The organism is Rheinheimera sp. 4Y26 (assembly GCF_025245835.1).
Classification (GTDB): Bacteria; Pseudomonadota; Gammaproteobacteria; order Enterobacterales; family Alteromonadaceae; genus Pararheinheimera.
Genome location: NZ_JAOBWS010000001.1, coordinates 306918 through 324505 on the forward strand (window position 1 = coordinate 306918; position 17588 = coordinate 324505).

General features: G+C 49.9%; 13 protein-coding genes. 4 read left to right on the forward strand and 9 right to left on the reverse strand.

Annotation, left to right across the window (positions count from 1 at the left end):
• The first annotated feature begins 118 nt into the window (after positions 1-118).
• Positions 119-1159, forward strand: a complete 1041-nt coding sequence (gene rsgA / locus N3Z11_RS01245) for a ribosome small subunit-dependent GTPase A (RefSeq protein ID WP_260655323.1) — start codon at positions 119-121, stop codon at positions 1157-1159.
• Between the two features lie 118 nt (positions 1160-1277).
• Here the strand turns inward: rsgA and N3Z11_RS01250 are convergent, their stop codons facing one another.
• From N3Z11_RS01250 to N3Z11_RS01270, 5 genes are all read right to left on the reverse strand, one after another.
• Positions 1278-2174, reverse strand: a complete 897-nt coding sequence (locus tag N3Z11_RS01250) for a hypothetical protein (RefSeq protein WP_260655324.1) — start codon at positions 2172-2174, stop codon at positions 1278-1280.
• A gap of 8 nt (positions 2175-2182) precedes the next feature.
• A complete protein-coding gene (locus N3Z11_RS01255) occupies positions 2183-2944 on the reverse strand; it encodes a hypothetical protein (protein WP_260655325.1) in 762 nt (253 codons plus the stop codon).
• Positions 2944-3525 carry a hypothetical protein gene (locus N3Z11_RS01260; protein ID WP_260655326.1) on the reverse strand — a complete coding sequence of 194 codons (582 nt, stop codon included), beginning with the start codon at positions 3523-3525 and terminating at the stop codon, positions 2944-2946. The genes N3Z11_RS01255 and N3Z11_RS01260 overlap by 1 nt, the downstream gene beginning before the upstream one ends.
• 145 nt (positions 3526-3670) lie before the next feature.
• The gene (locus tag N3Z11_RS01265) at positions 3671-3961 is read right to left on the reverse strand and encodes a DnaJ domain-containing protein (RefSeq protein ID WP_260655327.1); all 291 of its coding nucleotides are present in this window, start codon (positions 3959-3961) and stop codon (positions 3671-3673) included.
• Between the two features lie 97 nt (positions 3962-4058).
• A complete protein-coding gene (locus N3Z11_RS01270; RefSeq protein WP_260655328.1) occupies positions 4059-4703 on the reverse strand; it encodes an HAD family hydrolase in 645 nt (214 codons plus the stop codon).
• A gap of 193 nt (positions 4704-4896) precedes the next feature.
• On the opposite strand from N3Z11_RS01270, the gene rfbC reads away from it, so the two are divergent.
• Entirely contained in the window at positions 4897-5442 is a 546-nt protein-coding gene (rfbC, locus tag N3Z11_RS01275) for a dTDP-4-dehydrorhamnose 3,5-epimerase (protein WP_260655329.1), read from the forward strand.
• An 18-nt stretch (positions 5443-5460) separates the two neighbouring features.
• Here rfbC and N3Z11_RS01280 read toward each other — a convergent pair whose 3' ends face one another.
• Positions 5461-6348, reverse strand: a complete 888-nt coding sequence (locus tag N3Z11_RS01280) for a hypothetical protein (RefSeq protein ID WP_260655330.1) — start codon at positions 6346-6348, stop codon at positions 5461-5463.
• A 599-nt stretch (positions 6349-6947) separates the two neighbouring features.
• Between N3Z11_RS01280 and N3Z11_RS01285 the strand changes: the two genes are divergently transcribed.
• Positions 6948-10580 carry an InlB B-repeat-containing protein gene (locus tag N3Z11_RS01285; RefSeq protein WP_260655331.1) on the forward strand — a complete coding sequence of 1211 codons (3633 nt, stop codon included), beginning with the start codon at positions 6948-6950 and terminating at the stop codon, positions 10578-10580.
• 286 nt (positions 10581-10866) lie between these two features.
• Entirely contained in the window at positions 10867-12009 is a 1143-nt protein-coding gene (locus N3Z11_RS01290) for a M23 family metallopeptidase (protein ID WP_260655332.1), read from the forward strand.
• Here the strand turns inward: N3Z11_RS01290 and N3Z11_RS01295 are convergent.
• The 3 genes from N3Z11_RS01295 to uvrD all read right to left on the reverse strand — a co-directional run bounded on the left by N3Z11_RS01295 (position 11999) and on the right by uvrD (position 17569).
• On the reverse strand, positions 11999-13108 hold the full coding sequence (locus N3Z11_RS01295; RefSeq protein ID WP_260655333.1) for an ABC transporter substrate-binding protein: 1110 nt from the start codon (positions 13106-13108) through the stop codon (positions 11999-12001). The two genes, N3Z11_RS01290 and N3Z11_RS01295, sit on opposite strands and share 11 nt — an antisense overlap.
• Before the next feature lie 74 nt (positions 13109-13182).
• Entirely contained in the window at positions 13183-15399 is a 2217-nt protein-coding gene (locus N3Z11_RS01300) for a GNAT family N-acetyltransferase (protein ID WP_260655334.1), read from the reverse strand.
• Position 15400: 1 nt separating this feature from the next.
• Positions 15401-17569, reverse strand: a complete 2169-nt coding sequence (gene uvrD / locus N3Z11_RS01305) for a DNA helicase II (protein ID WP_260655335.1) — start codon at positions 17567-17569, stop codon at positions 15401-15403.
• Positions 17570-17588: the final 19 nt, after the last annotated feature.

Genomic DNA, 17588 nt, shown 5'->3' on the forward strand with positions numbered 1-17588 from the left:
TGTTTGCTTACCGGGATCTCTGAAAACCAATTTATACGGTTTACATTTGCTTTGTTCCAGAGTTCCTAACCATTTTTACTGTACGTACAGTTTTTAACTGTATGTGAAAGGAAATGACATGAACTTACCCTCAACGTTACAACAACTGGGGTGGCAGGCTTTTTTTCAACAACAACTTAATCTGCAAGAATTTGAAAATGCAGTTATTGCCAGGGTCACAGCACATCACAGAAGTAGCTATGAGCTGATGACAGTAGGCGGGGCTTGCAGTTTAATTGCTAACCCGACTTTACCGCAGATAACGATTGGCGACTGGTTGCTGTTGGATACAGCTGGCCGTTTTATTCGTTTGTTAGCAAGAAAATCGTTATTCAAACGCAAAGCGGCTGGCAGCCAACTTGCTGAACAACTGATTGCTGCTAACGTCGATACGCTGATTATTGTCTGCTCGTTAAACCACGACTTTAATTTAAGTCGGATAGAGCGCTACCTGACATTGGCTCATGAGGCTGGTGCGGAGCCTTTACTGGTATTAACCAAGATGGATCTATGTTCAGATGTTGAAGCCTATTTGCAACAGGTAAAACAACTGGATCCAATGCTGATGGTTGAAACGGTCAATGCGCTCGACAGCAGTTGTAGTCATATCTTGCAACCTTGGTGTAAAGCAGGCAGCACACTAGCAGTAGTGGGTTCTTCTGGTGTTGGTAAGTCTACGTTAGTCAATACTCTGACTGACAATTCGGAACAAAAAACAGCAGAAGTACGAAGTGATGATAGTAAAGGCAGGCACACGACTACTGCACGCTCAATGCATTTTATTGCTGCGGGGGCGGTAGTGATAGATACGCCAGGTATGCGCGAACTGCAACTGACAGACTGTGATGACGGCATTCGTCGCACTTTTGCAGACATAGAGTCGTTAGCCAGGCAGTGCCGCTTTAATGACTGTCAGCATTTTGCTGAACCAGATTGTGCTGTGCAACAGGCTATTGCACAAGGCAATTTAGACGCAAGGCGATTGACGAACTATCAGAAGCTAAATGCTGAACAGGCACGAAACACTGCATCTTTGCAGGTAAGGCGTGCACAGGAGCGGCAATTTAGTAAAATGGTTAAGTCAGCGAAATCATTAAAAACCAGAAAATATACTGATTAGTAAGATTCACGCCGCCGAAGGGCGGCGTTTTCTAAAGGCATATCTCCGATCCACACTACAGATGGCTATCGCTATGAGAAACTGTGGCACAAACTGCCATCAAATCCCAATATGCGCCTTACATCTCAATATACTGCGGCCAACCCAGTAACGGGTTTTGCATACCTTGTTTATGTTCAAAAGCATCCAGTTGTTCTGGTGAAGCGTTTGCCAGCGCCTTTTCGCGGTATTTCACCGCAAAGTTCATAGTTTTTAACAGCGCTTGAGCGAAGTTTTGCCCTATATCGGGGCGGATGGCCTCGCTGATGCCGGGCGGCAGTTCGGCCAGGGCCACTTCGGTTTGCAGCTGCAAATAAGCCACGTCAAACCAACGATCCTGTAATTCCACCTGACGGATACGTTGTTTTAAATCCTGTTTTACTTTGCTGTGGCCACAGAACACACGGTAAATCACCACTTCGGCCAGCATGCCTTCGAGGTTAAAGTGCTCAAAAGGGTCGAGCACAGTTTGCTGGAAAAACTGCTGTTTTAACACCGTAATGGCGTTGCGGCGGTTGGCTTCCAAAAGCGCATTTTGATAAATCTGCCAGCCTTGCCACTCTTCGGCGTCCGGCGGGCTGGAAATATCATTGAGCAGCTGCTCGTCCACCTCACCAAACAGCGATTTACGGTTGGGCTGTTTATGGCTGACTGTTACCAGCATGCTCCAGCCTTTTTGAAACGGCTTCATCACGCTGTCGGCGCTGGTCAGCAGTTGCAGCGCTTTTTGCTCGTCCTGACCGCTGAGCTCAGCCAAACCTAAACTAATCACGCCAATGACATCGTGAGCGGCCTGCTCCAGCAGGTGCATTTTGTATTTGTTGTAAAACTTATCGGCAAACTTCAGGCTCATCAGCACGGCTTTGCTTTTAATTTGCGCCAGTTCAGCATTGCTTAGTTGCTGCTGTTCCTGCGCCTGTCGCAGCACTTTGCTGAAAAACGGGCCCTGATTGCTATCGCGTATGGCTAACTGCATGGCAAACCTTAATCCAGAAAACTAAACATCTCGTCCACTTCGGCGTATTCGTCGGTGGCCTGATTTTTCTCTTTGGCTTGCATCACCAGCTCAGTGGCAAACTTATTGATAATATTTTCCCAGCCTGAATTCTCGTTGCGGATCAGGCTCTTAATCGACTGTTCCACTTCGGGTGTCAGCTGGCGAATCAGCGCCAGTAAACTGCGTGGATCGTCAAAACCCAAACCATGCACTTCTTCGTTTAAATGGCGTTCGGTAAAGCTGACCGCTTCTTCTAAATCCTGTTCTTCTTCGTGCAGGATGTCGTGAATTTCGTCTTCATCTTCAATCACTTCGCCACGGTATAACTCAATAAAGGGAATAGACAGATAAAACAAACCGGCCGGATCTTCGGCAATACACTCGAGAATTTCGGCTTGTTTTTCTTCGGTTTCCTGAGTGCGGATCAGGTAAGTTAAAAAATCAAAAGTGTGCTGTTTTAACTCTTCAGCGTTATTTTTGATTTTTTCTTCCCAATACAACGGCTGCTGACACACGATGTCGCGGATTTTTTCCACTGTCATCAGCTCAGAAATAATCGAAGGGAAGGAAATATCATGTTGGCTGTTAATTTGCGTCAGCGTCACAATATCAATATTTTCAATCACTTCAACCAGCTGGGCGTCTGACATGGTATTGGCCATCAGCTCAAATCTTTTGCTGGCTTGCTTGGGTTCAACCACAGCCAGTTCTTTAATTTCTGCAACTGCAATCTCAATCAGACTATTCATCAGCGACCTTCCCGTTTAAAGGTAATTTCATCATATTGATCATCATAACCTTCTTCGTCTTCATCATCAGTGCCGTCGTAATCGTCAGCGGCTTGGTCACGCTCGTCACTGTAGTCTTCTTCTTCTTCTTCTTCTTCTTCGTAATCGTCACCATCGTCATGGCCCCCCTTGCTGCGTTGCACAGGGCTGGATGTTTCATTCGACAATAGAAAAAGCACGGCACAGGCTTCAATTAACAGGCTTTCGTTATAAGCGCGGATGGTTTTTACCAGCGGTAAATCGGCGTTGTTAAAGGCCACTGTGGTTTTAAAATCGTCCCATGCCGGAGCATTGCCGCTTTTTAACCACTGCGACCATTTGAGTTTGGCTTCACCCGGAAACTTCACCCGGCCATAAAGTGCCACCGGTAGATATTCCGGCACCGACTGCAGCATATCAGGCGCTGCCTGCAAAATGCCTTTGATTTGTTCAGTAAAAGCGGCCAGCGCTTTTGGGGTGTCCGGGTCGTTATAAGAATCAATGTTTTCAAAGGCATCGGTTTTCAGTTGTTCTAACCGTGCTGCGTTAAATTTCTGGCTCATGGTGGGTCCTGCTGTATTTTATTGCCAACTGAATGGCATGGTTCCCGCTGTACTTTTTGTTTTGGGCCGCTTTTTTGCCCGCAGCTCTGTGCTGTGGTCTTTGCAGAGCTGGTCGCTTTAACTGCTTGTGGTCTGCAGCGCCGGGTTAGCGCGGCGGATAATATTGCTCCCACAGCTCCTGCATGGCTGCAGTTGGGTCCGGCACTATCACGTTATTAAAATCTTTAATAAAAGCAGCACGTTGCTTTGGGTCTGACAACACATCATAGGCTTCTTTGACGCGCTGCAGCTGCACTGCGGCCTGCTCTTTGTCATCTTCAGAGCTGCCCTGTAATTTGTCCGGGTGGTATTTATTGGCAAGCCTTTTATAGGCTTTTTTAATCTCTTCTTCGCTGGCGCTGGCTTTTACGCCAAGCACACGGAAATAGTTGATCATACAAGGTTCCTGCAGGTGGCGGCCTGTTGATTGACTGTTGCAGTCGCAGGTCGGTGAATGGCGCGATCATAGCAGAAAACCGGCCCTTATCAGCAGGCTAATCTGCGTCCATTAAACATTGTTGTAGCTGACTGACCGTTTCGACCACTTGCCAGGCACCGGCAAAATCGTAATGGCGGCAAAAGCTGTGTTTGATCACCACACAACGCAAACCGGCGGCGATGGCGGCCTGCAGGCCGCGCGGCGAGTCTTCCACCACGATAACCTGCTCTGCTGGCTGGCCGCTTTGCGCCAAACCGCGTAAATAAGGCTCAGGATGGGGTTTGCCTTGCTTTACTTCATCGCCGGTCAGTACAAACTGAAAATGCGCCAATAGGTTAGTGTGTCTGTGGATCAGCTCAAAATGCTGACGATGTGCGCTGGTGACAATGCCATGCTGATAACGGGGTTTAAGCTGTGCCAGCAGCGCCGCCATGCCGGGCACAGGGGCAATGTTAACTTCACTGAGCATACTGGCGTAACGGCGGTTGCGCTCCAGGCGCAGCGCGGCAATTGCTGTTTCAGTCAGCTGCTCTGGCAATAAATGCCAGGCGCCGATGTTATCCAGTAAAAAACACTGAAAAAACTGCTGTTCGGTCAGCTCCAGCCCCAGTGTTTGATAAAAGTCGCGGTTGCACTGGTAATACAGTGCTTCGGTGTCAACCAGTACTCCATCGTTGTCCCACAAAATAAAATTAGCCATGCTGCTGCCTGTGGCATAAAAAGTTGCGGCGATTATTCACAGCAGCTTACAACAGCGCAAGTTGAATGCGGCCGGCGAACAGCATTTGCTGCTGTGTCCTGCTCTGGGCGGCTGACTTGCGTTTTTCTGAAAATCACCGACAATGCCGCCATTGCGGCATTTTTGCCTGCAACAAGTTCTGAAAGGCCGCTTTATGCAGATGATCCCAACCCAAATTCCTGATGTGGTGATATTACAACCGCGCGTTTTTACCGACGAACGGGGTTATTTTTTGCAGAGTTTTCAGCAGCAACAATATCAGCAGTTGCTGGGGCGAACGCTGAATTTTGTGCAGGACAACCATTCTCATTCCAAAGCCGGAGTGCTGCGCGGTTTGCATTATCAGTTGCAACAGCCGCAGGGCAAACTGATCCGGGTGGTGCAGGGCGAAATTTTTGATGTGGCAGTGGATTTGCGGCGCTCGTCGCCTACTTTTGGTCAGTGGGTGGGGCAGCTGTTATCGGCGGAGAATCAGCAGCAGCTGTGGATCCCGGAAGGTTTTGCCCATGGTTTTCTGGTGTTGTCAGAAAGTGCTGATGTGCATTACAAAACTACAGATTATTACCAGCCGGCAGCCGAGCGCAGTATCAGATTTGATGATGTACAGCTTGCCATTGACTGGCCGCTCAAAGGCACGCCGTTATTGTCGGCCAAAGATGCCGCAGCGCCGGCTTTTGCCGACGCTGCCTATTTTGCTTAACGGCTTTATCCGCTTCTTTCAGGGCTGATAAGTGACGGTAAATAAGGTTTGGGCGCCCGGCAAATGCCGTTGTGTTTCTTGATTGGCGGCCGTGATAAACACATGCGGAATACCGGGTAACTGCGGTAATACCTGCATATAATCAAAAGGTTCCGGTGCTTTTTTCAGCAGCAGGTGATCAGGCGTGCCGCCCAGTTCAATTTTCCGGTATTGATAAGCTGGGTATTGTTGTTGATACCAGGCCAGGATCTCAGTGGCGGATGCCGTTGAAGCAAAAGATACGCCGGGTAAACTTTTTACACTCTGATCGCCAAATTGCACCATGCCCTGCGCCGGTAAATGCACCAGCACTTTACTGCCCGGATACATAGGCGCCGGAATACCGGCCGTAGTGCCCTGGCTGGCGTTCACCAGCATATCCACGTTCGAGCGCAGTTGTGCTATGCCTTCCTGCTGCAATTTATTGGTTAACTGTTCAATTTGCATTTGTTCGGCGGCAGTTGGCTCTCTGTCGCCAATTTTGTCAAACAGCGCGTCCAGCTGAGTTGCGGCCGAAGTTTGCTGTTGTTGCTGCTGTGCCTGTGCTGCCAGTTGTTCACACTTTTTCACCGCCGCGGGTGATACGCCAGTGCTTTGGATCAGTTTGGTTTTGACACATTGTTCGCTTGGCATGCCATTGGCGGCGAGCGGACATTGTTGTAAAGCGCGGGCTAAATGTTGTTTTAAGCTGGCGTTGCTCACCCCACTACAATTGGCCGCCTGTTGTAATAAGCCTGACTGCTCAGCCATTTGCAGTAACAATTGTTGTTGCGCCGGGGGGATAGTTTGCGCGCTGACTGTGGTTGCAAAAAGCACCACAGTGGTCAGGCATAATACTGGGGTTAACAACGGTTTGAACTGATACATATCGCTATTTCCTTGCTGTAAAAGTTAAAAATACAGTATCTGGCTGTTCGCTGACTATCGGATGAACAAAGCCAATCAAATTATCATCGCTTACAAATTGCAGCGCAGCATCTGAGCCTGACGGTTATACCAGCAACATTGTTTTTGCATGGTTCAACAAGGCATGAATAAATGATGAAAAAAACTTTCCCGGTTGCTGCTTGTGTGGTTACTGCGGGTGCAAGTGCAAGTGCAAGTGCAACGCTAAGAAAACCTATTGATGCCCAACAGCGGCTATGACGGTAAATACAATGCAGCATTGCATATTGCCGAACACGAAAAAACGGTAAGGCTTTTGAACTCAACTGAAGCTTTAGTCTGGCTGGGGGCGGCAACTTTGGGCTAGCCATTGGGTGTGTTTTACACCAGAAGTACAAAGTGTGGCGACGCAAAAATTCTGCAGTTTAAACCTGCAGTGCCAGTTATACTGTCGCCCCATCGCCTGACGTTCAGGCGAATAGTTTGGAAAATCAAGTGCATAGTCAGGCCTGCAGCCCGACAAACAGAGTAACCCATATCAAGGACGACGCCGCAGTTGCGGTAGTCACAGGAGTAACAATATGAACAACAGAATCTGGTTATTTCTGCTGGTTATCATTGCTTTAACGGGCTGTGGTGGCGGTAGTGGTGATGACAGTACTGTCACAGAGAAGCCGGTTGTATCAGAGACCTCAAACTTTCTGATAAGTACCGAAGCAGGTTCAGGTGGTACGATCAGCCCGGCGAGCGCTCAGGTAAAAGCCGGGCAAACTGCAACTTTTAGCGTATTACCACAAACCGGTTTTGTTATTGATAGCGCTACGGGTTGTAATGGCACACTCGATGGCTTGAGTTATAGCACTGCTGCGGTCAATGCAGCTTGTACCGTTAAAGTCAGCTTTAAAAAACAAATTTTGTTATTAACTGCAACTGCCAGTAGTGGCGGCAGTATTTCGCCCAGTGAGCAAAATATTGCTTATGGCGAGCCGGCAGAGTGGACTTTGTCGCCATCTCAAGGTTATTTAATTGACAGTGTCACGGGTTGTCATGGCAGCCTGAATGGCAATCTGTACAAAGTCGCGGCTGTAACAACGGCCTGTCAGGTGCGTGCTGTTTTTAAATTGCAAACATTTGTGGTGAGTGCGAGCTGGGGCTTGGGCGGGCGCTTAACACCTGTGAGTCAGGTTGCTGAGTTGGGGGCTACCGCTCGGTTAAATGTGCTCCCTGACAAAGGGTATATGCTGGATCAAATTAGTGGTTGTGGCGGCAATATGATGGGTGATCTGTACCAAACGGCACCCATGAAGGCTGATTGTCAGGTGGCCGCCACTTTCTCCCCCATCAGTTATCAGGTCAGTGCCAGCAGCAGCGAAGGTGGACGCATCAGTCCAGCCAGCCAGCAAGTGCAACATGGTGATCAAGTACGATTCACTCTAACAGCCGACAGTGGCTTTGATATCACTACGGCCAGCGGCTGTAATGGAGTGCTGAATGGCAATATTTACACCACAGGCCCTGTCACTGCACCTTGTGCTGTTACTGCCAGTTTTAACCCCGATTCTGTGGTGGTGTTCCCTGATCCAAATCTGGACTCAGCTATTCGGGGGTGGTTAAAAATTGATGCCGGCGCAGCTATTCCCAAGAGCCGGTTGGCAGCTTTAACTGAGCTGGATATTTTTTTGCAAAACGTTGTCGATTTGCAGGGGTTGCAACATGCGGTAAACCTAGTTTACCTGAACTTAAGTTACAATAAAATTGAACGGCTGGAACCGCTGCAGAATTTAAGTAAACTGCGTAATCTTTTTTTGGAATACAACCCCATCGTGGATTTTTCGCCGCTAAAAGACCTGTCGGCACTTCGTCAATTAAGGATTCGTCAGCCGAAGACGACGGATTTGTCACCACTGCAAGGTTTAGCGCTGACTAGCCTTGAATTGTCTCACCCGGCCGCGATGGATTTAACGCCGTTGCGTGGTATGCCTCTGAAATACTTTTCGCTATTGTGGAGTGCTACTTCGGATATTAGCCCTTTAGCCGACGCACCTTTAAAGTCTTTGGATCTGCACGGCAGTAAAGTGCAGGATATTTCTGCGCTGCGTAATTTAGGGCAGTTAGAGCGTGTTGATCTCGGCGGAAGCGAAATAACTGATTTAAATCCGTTGTTGCAGGCGGACACTTTGCTTTCAGTGAGTCTTTACCGCAGTTTGTTAACTGACTTTTCAGTGCTGAAAAATCTCAATTTTGCCCAAAATGCTTCGTTGTCAGTGTCTGGATGTATTGATCAACAAGGTTATTCACTGCATCTCGACGAACTGAATGCGCTTAAAGCCAAATACAATTTAAATTTGTCCTTGTACGATGACAAACGTGATGATTGCCCTGATACCTTTGCTGGCGTGACGCTGAATGCACAAGGGCAAGTGCAAAACCGTCAGCTCAGTTACAACTGGCAGGCCAGTGGCAGTAGCACAACTTTGCATTGTGCCTTGTATCTGGACTTGGATGATCAGATGCCAGGAACCCCTGTTAGTCCAATGCAAGCCTGTGGTAACGGTGGTCAGCGGTTGTTTAGCGGTTATCAGGCCGACCAGTTCAGGCCTGCCATTTTGTTTGACAACGGCATTGGCGGTGAAAAGCTGGTGCGGATGGCTGAAGTGGGGGCAGCACCTGCTGTTGCTGCGTTGCAATCAGTGGATTTAAGTCAGGTCACGTTGTCGAAAAAACCTTTGTTAACACAACAACGTGATGGCTTGTTACGACTGCACGTCACCGCAGCGACAGCCCCGGCAGTGCTGCCGAAGTTACAGGTGCAATTGAGTTTAAATGGCAGCACCACTTTGCTGGATGCCATAGCACCGACTCAGCCTTTACCTGCCAGTAAAGTGCATAGCAGTCTGAATCACAGTTATAAACTGACAGTGCCGGCCAGCTGGATGAAAACCGGTGTAGTGTTGAAAGTATTACAGGATGGCGTACAAGTCAGAGAGCTTACGCCGGCATTTGCTGCGGAACGGCCCTTAGCCATTCGGATAGTGCCTTTCCAGCTGGGTGACAGCGTGGCGACATTGCCTGCAGTGGACTTTGTGCAGCACACTGTGCAGAAGTTCTGGCCTTTTACCGCTGTGGATGTACGACCCCGTGCGCCTTATCAGTTGCAGGTGGATGGAACAAAAACAACGGCTTACGTGATGCTGGACCAGTTGTCTGACCTGCGTTCTATCGAAAACGAACAGGTTTATTATTATGGATATTTTAAACCTGAGATGGGAGATGGCTGTTGTGCTGGTCTGGGGTATATCGCCTTTCCGGCCGCTGTTGGTTTTGATACCGACAATGACGGCAACACGTTGGCGCATGAACTTGGTCACAATTTTGGTCGTCCGCATGTTGATTGCGGCAATCCTTCCGGCACTGATCCAATGTATCCCTACAACCCCAAATCAATTGGCTCTTATGGTTTGGCGCCGGATTTTAGCAGTACCTTTTCGCCCGGAACTTACAGTGATGTGATGTCTTATTGCCGCCCCAGGCATGTATCCGATTACAACGTGGCAGCGGTACAGGATTTTGTGCTTAAAAACCCACCAGCCTCTTTTCCTGCCGCTTTGACAGCACCAACGCAGCAACAAAGTTTAACCGCGGCAAGCGCACAAGGCGCTGGCGCTTTGTATCTGAGTGGCAGTTTTAGTCAGGGAAAAATGAATATCCGTAGTTTAGTGCCGTTATCGCGCGCGCCCAATGACATAGCGCAAAGTGATGTCGTGCTTCGGCTACTGGATGCACAGGGGCGCTGGCATCAGTTTAATGTGCTGCTGCAACAATATGACCATGCCGAGGGGCAAGTGGAGCAACGTTTCCAGCTGGAAATCCCGGCGTTAACCATTAGAAAAATGCAAATATGGCGGGCGAATGAGCAGCTGGCGGAGTTATCTCAGGATGCTCAGTTATTGGCTCAATCGCAACAACAGCTACAAAGCCTTGCTCGCAATATCAAAGTGCAGGAAAAGTCCAATGAAGTTTGCGTCAGTTGGCCTGCTGATGGTGCTGCCAGTGTCACTTTATTACATCGGCAGAATGGTCAGGATTTTGTGTTGGCGCTTAATGAAAAATCTGCCGATTTCTGCCGTGACAGCAGCACATTACCGCCAGGCGGGGAATGGCGGCTGAGCTGGCGGCAGCAATTGTTGCTTCGAGAGTTTGTACAACAACGTTAAAAAAACAGGGCGCCGCTAGTTGGGCGCCCTTTGTTTTTCCCGCTTTTGTGCCAAAAGACAGCCTTGTTGCAGATGCCGCACAACGGCATCGCACCTTGCTGCAACAACGATGTGTTGCAGCCTTGTCGCTGGAACTGTTGTTACCCATGTTGTTCCGTCAGCTGTTTGTGACATCAGGCTGACAAATTTGTGATATTTATTTTTCGTCGCTTTTACCCTTATCTGCTGCGGCTAGAGTGAAGATTGGCTGCATAGGGCCAGACTCAAACCTCAGAAGGACGAACCGATGAAAATCAGGAATATCAGCATTTGTGTTATTTGTGCGCTTAGTCTCCAGGCCATGGCAACAGGCGTTTTGCTGGCGGCAGAACCTATCCGGCCACCGGAATCTGTCGAGCTGGTGCATCCGCTGGTGTACAGCTACGACGAAATGTTTAATTTTGATATCGAAGCTTATCTGGCTAGTCAGGCGCCGCATTTGTTGCCTTACGCTGAGCATATTTCCCACTGGGCCGGTTACAGCAGTATCAGCCCGCGGGTGCTCATTACATTAATCGAGCAGCACAGCGGCATAGTGACAGACGGCAAAGCCGATGAAGCCAGAATGCAGCGTCCTTTTGCTTCCTTGTCGGCAAAACTTGGTTTTAATGCACAGCTGCAGGACGTGAGTCATCAGCTGGCCGAGCGTATATACAGCGGTCAGAAGTTGCCGGAAGCCAGAGAGTTTTTACAAAATCAAGACGCCGATCCGCTGGGTTATCTGTTTAGCCAGAACTCAGAGTTCGCCAGACCTGTGGTGCAACAGGTACGATTTAACCAGTTGTATCAAAAGCTGTTTGCCGAAGATTTTAAAGCGGCTCAGGTGAAAATACGCCAGCCGGAGTCGAGGTTACTGGCTGGGCCTGCCAATGGTTTTTTACAGTTTCCGTTCCCTACCGGTCAGTCCTGGCATGTCGGTGGCGCTCATACCAATACCGGATCCGGCAGTTATCCGATGTCGTCGCTGGATATGAGTCAGGGCGGCGGTTGGGGCAGCAATCAGTCCGGTGTCTGGGTGGCGGCTTCTGCAGCTGGCAGTTTTAAACGGCATTCGTCCTGTTTTGCCGAAGTGGTGCACAGTGGCGGCTGGTCGACTACCTATTACCATCTGATGAATATTCAGTACGGCACAGGGGCCACAGTGTATAAAAACACCCGCATTGCCAATCCGGCTAACAGCAAAGCGCAGGCCTTGTGTAATGGTGGTTCTTCCACCGGTCCCCATCAGCACTGGAGTTTAAAACAAAATGGCAGCTGGACCCATTTGCATGGGGTGTATTTGTCGGGCTGGCAAATCAGTGCAACCGGCAGCAGCTACGACACCAATTGCAGCCGTTATTACCTGACCAAAAACGGGGTAAAACGTTGTGCCGGTTATTTTAGTCATTAACTGACAGCGGCTGCAGCTGTTGGTTTTTCAGCCTGACCAGAAATACCTGGGTTGAAGCCTGATGGCGTTTTTGATCGTAATTGAGTTCAAAATCATAGAGCTTCTGAGCCGGTAATGTTTTTAATAAACAGCTCCGGCTGATATCTTCGGAACATTGCTGCAGCGCCTGCACCAGCAGTGTGGCTGCAGCAAAACCTTCGAAGGCAATATCTGTTAACGGCACCTTGTCGCCGGCTGCTTTGCGGTAAGCCTTTGCCAAAGCTAATGGGCTGCTTAGCGGATCTGGCATCACCATAGAGGCCACCACTTTGTCCTGGCTGCTGAGCATCAGTGCCAGCTCCGACACCCCGGTAAAAGACACCACACTGTACATAGGACGGAATTTTTTCAGATTGGCCAGTTTAATCGCCTGGGCCAGTACCTGATAAGTGCCAACTGTCAGCACCAGCTCCGGTTGGTATTGCACCAGTTGTTTCACCGCAAGGCTTAAGTCGCCGCTGTTGCGCTGAAATCTGCTGATCACCAAGGGTTTAATGCCACGATAACTTAGCTCGGTTAAAAAGCTTTGCTCCAGCGTGGCACCAAATTCATCGGCCTGGATCAACAACGCCACTTTACGTAATTTTTGTTTATCGACCAGATAGGCAATCTGGGCTTTGGCTTCTTCAGCATAACTGGCGCGGAAGTTATAAATAAAATGGTCTTCGCTCTGGCGTAATAAGTCGGCACCGCTAAATGGCGCCAGATAAGGCACCTGTTCATGCCTGAGCATCGGCAGCACAGCGCTGGAGGTTGGTGTACCTATATAACCAAATAATGCCATCACTTGATGAGAAAACAGCAGTTGCCTGGTATTAGCGACAGTGCGCAGCGGCTCATAACCATCATCCAGCGCCACCAGTTGCAGCGGCCGGCCGGCAATGCCACCCAGTTGATTTTGCTTTTGAAACACCAGTTCGGCGCCATGACGGTAACTTAAACCCAGTTGCGCCGCCGGGCCGGAGAAAGGGGCAGACATCCCCAGGATAATCGGCAGTTTATCTTCTGCGCTGACCAGGGTGCTGCAACACCATAACAACAGGGACCATAATCGCCACATCAATACAAATGCCCACCCTGATATATCTAAGCTGAAGTAAAAGCTGAACTCATTCGTACTATAGCCTAGATCCTTCAGAGCCTGTCTGTTTTGATACAGGTCAGGGGATCTGCAGCAAACAACGGTTCAGATCCAACAATAAAGTCTGATACGGCTTGCTGTATGGCAAGGATCAATGCCTTTTTGCCGGTATGACCTGATCCCAGGCTTTGCCAGCTGTGTTTTTGCCAGAGTTTTTTCACAAAGATGGCGGCAGTCGCCGCCGGAAGATGTTGATAATTCAGGTTAAACCAGTGCAATAACCAGACTTCCACCAACTCATAAGGCCTGTGCCCGGCGCTGAATAACTGCAGTTGCTCATGTGCGGTGGCCGGCAAGGGGATTGCAGGAGGTATTGCCAGTTTTACTGCCAGAGCCGGACACAGTTGGCGCTGGCTGTCGGCCAGTTGCCAGTACAGCTGCTGGCTAAATTGTTGCTGCAGCGCCTGAATGCTGGCCTGCCACTTGGGTTGTACAGCTTTGAGCATCAGTATCGACGCTTCACTGCTGGCTTGTTCGGTTTGCTGACTGAGTTTGACCGGCAGATAACCGGCGCGCTGCCAGAAATGCAGCAAAGCGCTGGTGCAGCCAAAGCTGCTGCCCAGCAGCGCCACATCAGTGCTGGCAAAATATTGTTGCAGAAGCGCTAACATCCTTGTGCCAAGCCCCTGCGACTGCAACACAGGGCTGACGGCAATCCGCTGAATGCGTGCCATTTTCAGCCGGGCAAGTTCCGGGCTTGCCAAATGAAATGCCAGACTTTGCGCCATTAAATGGCCTTGCACCCGGCGCTCGCCCCGATAAATCTGCTTAGTTAAAGCATCGGGTAAAGCTCCTTCCAGACTGATCACAGCACAAGCTAATAGCTCATGCTGCTGCCACAGCGTAAAAAGTTGCAGTGCCGGATTATCCAACAGTGCCCATAAATCTGTGGTACTGGTTTGATAATGCGCCAGGCTCAGCAGTGCCATCATTTGTGCAAAACGGGGATATTGCGCCAGTTCTGTCTGTGGTATCAGCTTCAGCTGCAGCGGCTGTGTGGGCTGATATTGTGGCAACTGATACTCGGTGGCTAGTAAAAAACTTTGGAAAATAAGCTGTTCCAGCGGGCAGTCGGCGGCGTATCGAATAGCTTGTTGTAACTGAAATTTTTGCCAGCCCGGGCAGTGGGCATCAAGATAAGGCTGAAACTTTAATAAAAAACCACGGCCTGTGCCTTCGTAACCATGTTCTGTGCTGGCCAGCACCACGCGGCTGTAATGCGCCACCAGTTGTTGCAGCTGTGGAGTGGGAATGGCCGCCGCTTCGTCAATCAGCAATAAATCAAGTTTGGGTTTTTCCGCCAGTAACACATCAACAGGCCAGAAGCTAAGCGCCAGCTCAGTGTCTGGTGCCAGCTGTTGCAGCTGTTGTTTTGCCATCTGAAGCGCCACGGCGGCATTGTCGGGGTGGGGCGCACAAATGGCCAGCCGGTTTTTGCCTTGTTGCTGCAACAACGCTGCTGCTATACCGAGCGCTGCCGATTTTCCGCGCCCGCGGTGTGCTGTTAACAGTAAAGGCCGGCGTCTGTGGCCTGCAAGCAGTTGAAAAATAGCGGCCACCGCCTGTTGCTGGTGCTGACTTAAATAAGGTGGCTCTGGCTGTTGCGATTGAACATCTGCATCTGTTGCCGCTGCAGGCAAGGTTAAATCCTGCAGCAGCAGATTGTTGTGGTATACCAACCAGTTGTGATGCGGGCTTTTATTAAGCCAGCTTTGTAAAAATGCCGAGGGGCCGGCTTCATAAGGATAAGAGCGCAGTTTACCGGCTTTGGGGTTAGGCAACTTCAACCAAAACTCAGCAACCGGGCTATACAACAGCCACAAACCACCGGCTTTGACACAACCAGCGCTGGCGGCCACTAAATCCCAGTCGATGCCTTGCCAGGTGTTAATCACCAGCACGTCACATTCAGCGCCCAGCAGCTGGGATTTTCGCTCTATCTGCTGAATTTGCCACCAAGGACAAGCCTGTTGCACTTCAGGCAAAACATCACCCAACCAAAATACTGTGGCCTGTGGTGGCTGGGTTTTTAGTAAAGCCAGCAGCAATGGATGAGTTGCGGCTGTTTGCTCAGCGGCTTCGGTGCTGTGCTCAGTTGCCGCAGTGCTTGTTTGTAACCAAAGCGGTAAACGCCAGCCCAGCGCCCGGCATTGCTGCTGGCGCTGTAACAGCAGCGCTGGCAAAGAAACAACAGCTGCCCCGGCAGTCATGTTAAATTGCCTCTAACCTGGCATAAGCAGTGACCAGCCATTTGCTGCCTAAGTCGTCAAAATTCACCTGAATTCTCGACTGATTGCCTGTGCCTTCGTAGTTCAGCACTGTGCCTTCACCAAATTTTTCGTGAAATACACGCTGGCCCAGTTTAAAACCGGTGTTTTCAAAAGCGCTGTGGGTAGCGGCGCTGCCAAAACGGTTAAATTGGGTCGGACGGCTGACGCTGGTGGTCAGGCGGATTTCTTCGACATATTCGGCCGGAATTTCGCGTAAAAAGCGCGATGGTTTGTTGTATTGCTCCTGGCCATATAAACGCCGGCTTTCAGCGTGGCACAAATACAGTTTTTGCATGGCACGGGTCATGCCAACATAACAAAGCCGGCGTTCTTCTTCGAGCCTTGTTGGGTCGTCGCCCGACTGCTGGCTTGGGAACATGCCTTCTTCCAGACCACAGACAAATACCAGCGGGAATTCCAGACCTTTGGCAGTGTGCAGTGTCATCAGCTGCACAGCGTCTGAATGTTCTTCTGCCTGATATTCACCGGCTTCCAGTGCCGCCTGGGATAAAAAGGCCGACAGCGGGCTCATTTCTTCATTGGCGGCAAAATTCTGGTTGGCGCAGGCGTTCACCAGTTCGTTTAAGTTTTCAATGCGGGTCTGGGCTTTTTCGCCTTTTTCCGCCTGGTACATGGCATAAAGACCAGATTGATGAATGACATGGTCGGCTTGTTCATCCAGCGGTAAATCGCGGATGTCGTCGTCCAGTTTATTAATCAGCTCCATAAAAGCCGACACCGCATTGGCGGCGCGGCCGGTCAGCTCTTTCTGGAACAACATCTGCTGCAGACTTTGCCATAAAGTTTGTTGTTCACGGCGGGCAAATTCACGCACTTTATCCAGGCTGGAATCACCAATACCGCGGGTTGGGGTATTGATAATACGCTCCAGTGCCGCATCGTCCTGCCTGTTGTTAATCAGCCGCAAATAAGCCAGCGAGTCTTTAATTTCCTGACGTTCATAAAAGCGCAGGCCACCATAAATGCGGTAGTTCATGCCGTCCTGTATCAGCGCTTCTTCCAGCACGCGCGACTGGGCGTTGTTACGGTACAACACTGCAGCCTCAACAAGTTTACCGCCCTGACGGCGCCACTCGCGGATACGGCTGACAATAAAACGCGCTTCATCCAGCTCGTTAAAGGCGGTGTATAACGAAATGGCTTCGCCATCGTCGCCATCTGTCCATAAGTCTTTGCCTAAGCGACTGTTGTTATTGGCAATCACTGCATTGGCAGCTTTGAGGATAGTGCCGGTAGAGCGGTAGTTTTGTTCCAAACGGATAGTGACAGGGTCCGGAAAGTCTTTTAAAAAAGTCTGGATATTTTCTACCCTGGCACCACGCCAGCCGTAAATGGACTGGTCGTCGTCACCCACTATCATCACGCGGGCATGGTTACCGGCCAACAAGCGTAACCACTGATACTGAATAGCGTTGGTGTCCTGAAACTCATCGACCAGAATTTGCCGGAACCGCTGCTGATAATGGCTGCGGATTTCGCTGTTGTTTTTCAAAAGCTCAAAACTTCTGAGTAATATTTCAGCAAAATCGACCAAGCCGGCGCGGTCGCACAGGTCCTGATAAGCGGCGTAAATTTTAATCATGGTCTCAAGGTTATAATCGCCACCATGCGCCATTTGGTTCGGGCGCTCGCCTTCGTCTTTACGGCCATTAATAAACCATTGAATTTGTTTCGGTGGCCAGTGCTTTTCATCCAGATTTAAAGCTTTGAGCACCCGGCGCACTAAACGGTATTGGTCGTCTGAATCGATGATCTGAAAACCCTGTGGCAAATTAGCTTCGGCATAATGGGCACGCAACATGCGGTGCGACAAGCCGTGGAAAGTGCCCATCCATAAGTTGTTTAAACTGACACCGACTGTTTGCTCTATACGGGCGCGCATTTCCTGGGCTGCTTTATTGGTAAAGGTCACTGCCAGCAAACTATAAGGGGCCACACGTTCAACTTGCATCAGCCAGGCCAGCCGGTGCACCAGCACCCGGGTTTTGCCCGAGCCGGCGCCGGCCAGAATCAGCATATGCTGGCTGGGCGCTGCCACCGCATCACGCTGTTTGTCGTTTAAACCATCAAGTAATAAAGAAACGTCCATTGAGCTCGCCTATGGATAA

Bases quoted from the DNA above. Each gene is read 5' to 3' on its own strand.
- rsgA (WP_260655323.1), top strand. From the start codon at position 119: ATGAACTTACCCTCAACGTTACAACAACTGGGGTGGCAGGCTTTTTTT.
- N3Z11_RS01250 (WP_260655324.1), bottom strand. From the start codon at position 2,174: ATGCAGTTAGCCATACGCGATAGCAATCAGGGCCCGTTTTTCAGCAAA.
- N3Z11_RS01255 (WP_260655325.1), bottom strand. From the start codon at position 2,944: ATGAATAGTCTGATTGAGATTGCAGTTGCAGAAATTAAAGAACTGGCT.
- N3Z11_RS01260 (WP_260655326.1), bottom strand. From the start codon at position 3,525: ATGAGCCAGAAATTTAACGCAGCACGGTTAGAACAACTGAAAACCGAT.
- N3Z11_RS01265 (WP_260655327.1), bottom strand. From the start codon at position 3,961: ATGATCAACTATTTCCGTGTGCTTGGCGTAAAAGCCAGCGCCAGCGAA.
- N3Z11_RS01270 (WP_260655328.1), bottom strand. From the start codon at position 4,703: ATGGCTAATTTTATTTTGTGGGACAACGATGGAGTACTGGTTGACACC.
- rfbC (WP_260655329.1), top strand. From the start codon at position 4,897: ATGCAGATGATCCCAACCCAAATTCCTGATGTGGTGATATTACAACCG.
- N3Z11_RS01280 (WP_260655330.1), bottom strand. From the start codon at position 6,348: ATGTATCAGTTCAAACCGTTGTTAACCCCAGTATTATGCCTGACCACT.
- N3Z11_RS01285 (WP_260655331.1), top strand. From the start codon at position 6,948: ATGAACAACAGAATCTGGTTATTTCTGCTGGTTATCATTGCTTTAACG.
- N3Z11_RS01290 (WP_260655332.1), top strand. From the start codon at position 10,867: ATGAAAATCAGGAATATCAGCATTTGTGTTATTTGTGCGCTTAGTCTC.
- N3Z11_RS01295 (WP_260655333.1), bottom strand. From the start codon at position 13,108: ATGTGGCGATTATGGTCCCTGTTGTTATGGTGTTGCAGCACCCTGGTC.
- N3Z11_RS01300 (WP_260655334.1), bottom strand. From the start codon at position 15,399: ATGACTGCCGGGGCAGCTGTTGTTTCTTTGCCAGCGCTGCTGTTACAG.
- uvrD (WP_260655335.1), bottom strand. From the start codon at position 17,569: ATGGACGTTTCTTTATTACTTGATGGTTTAAACGACAAACAGCGTGAT.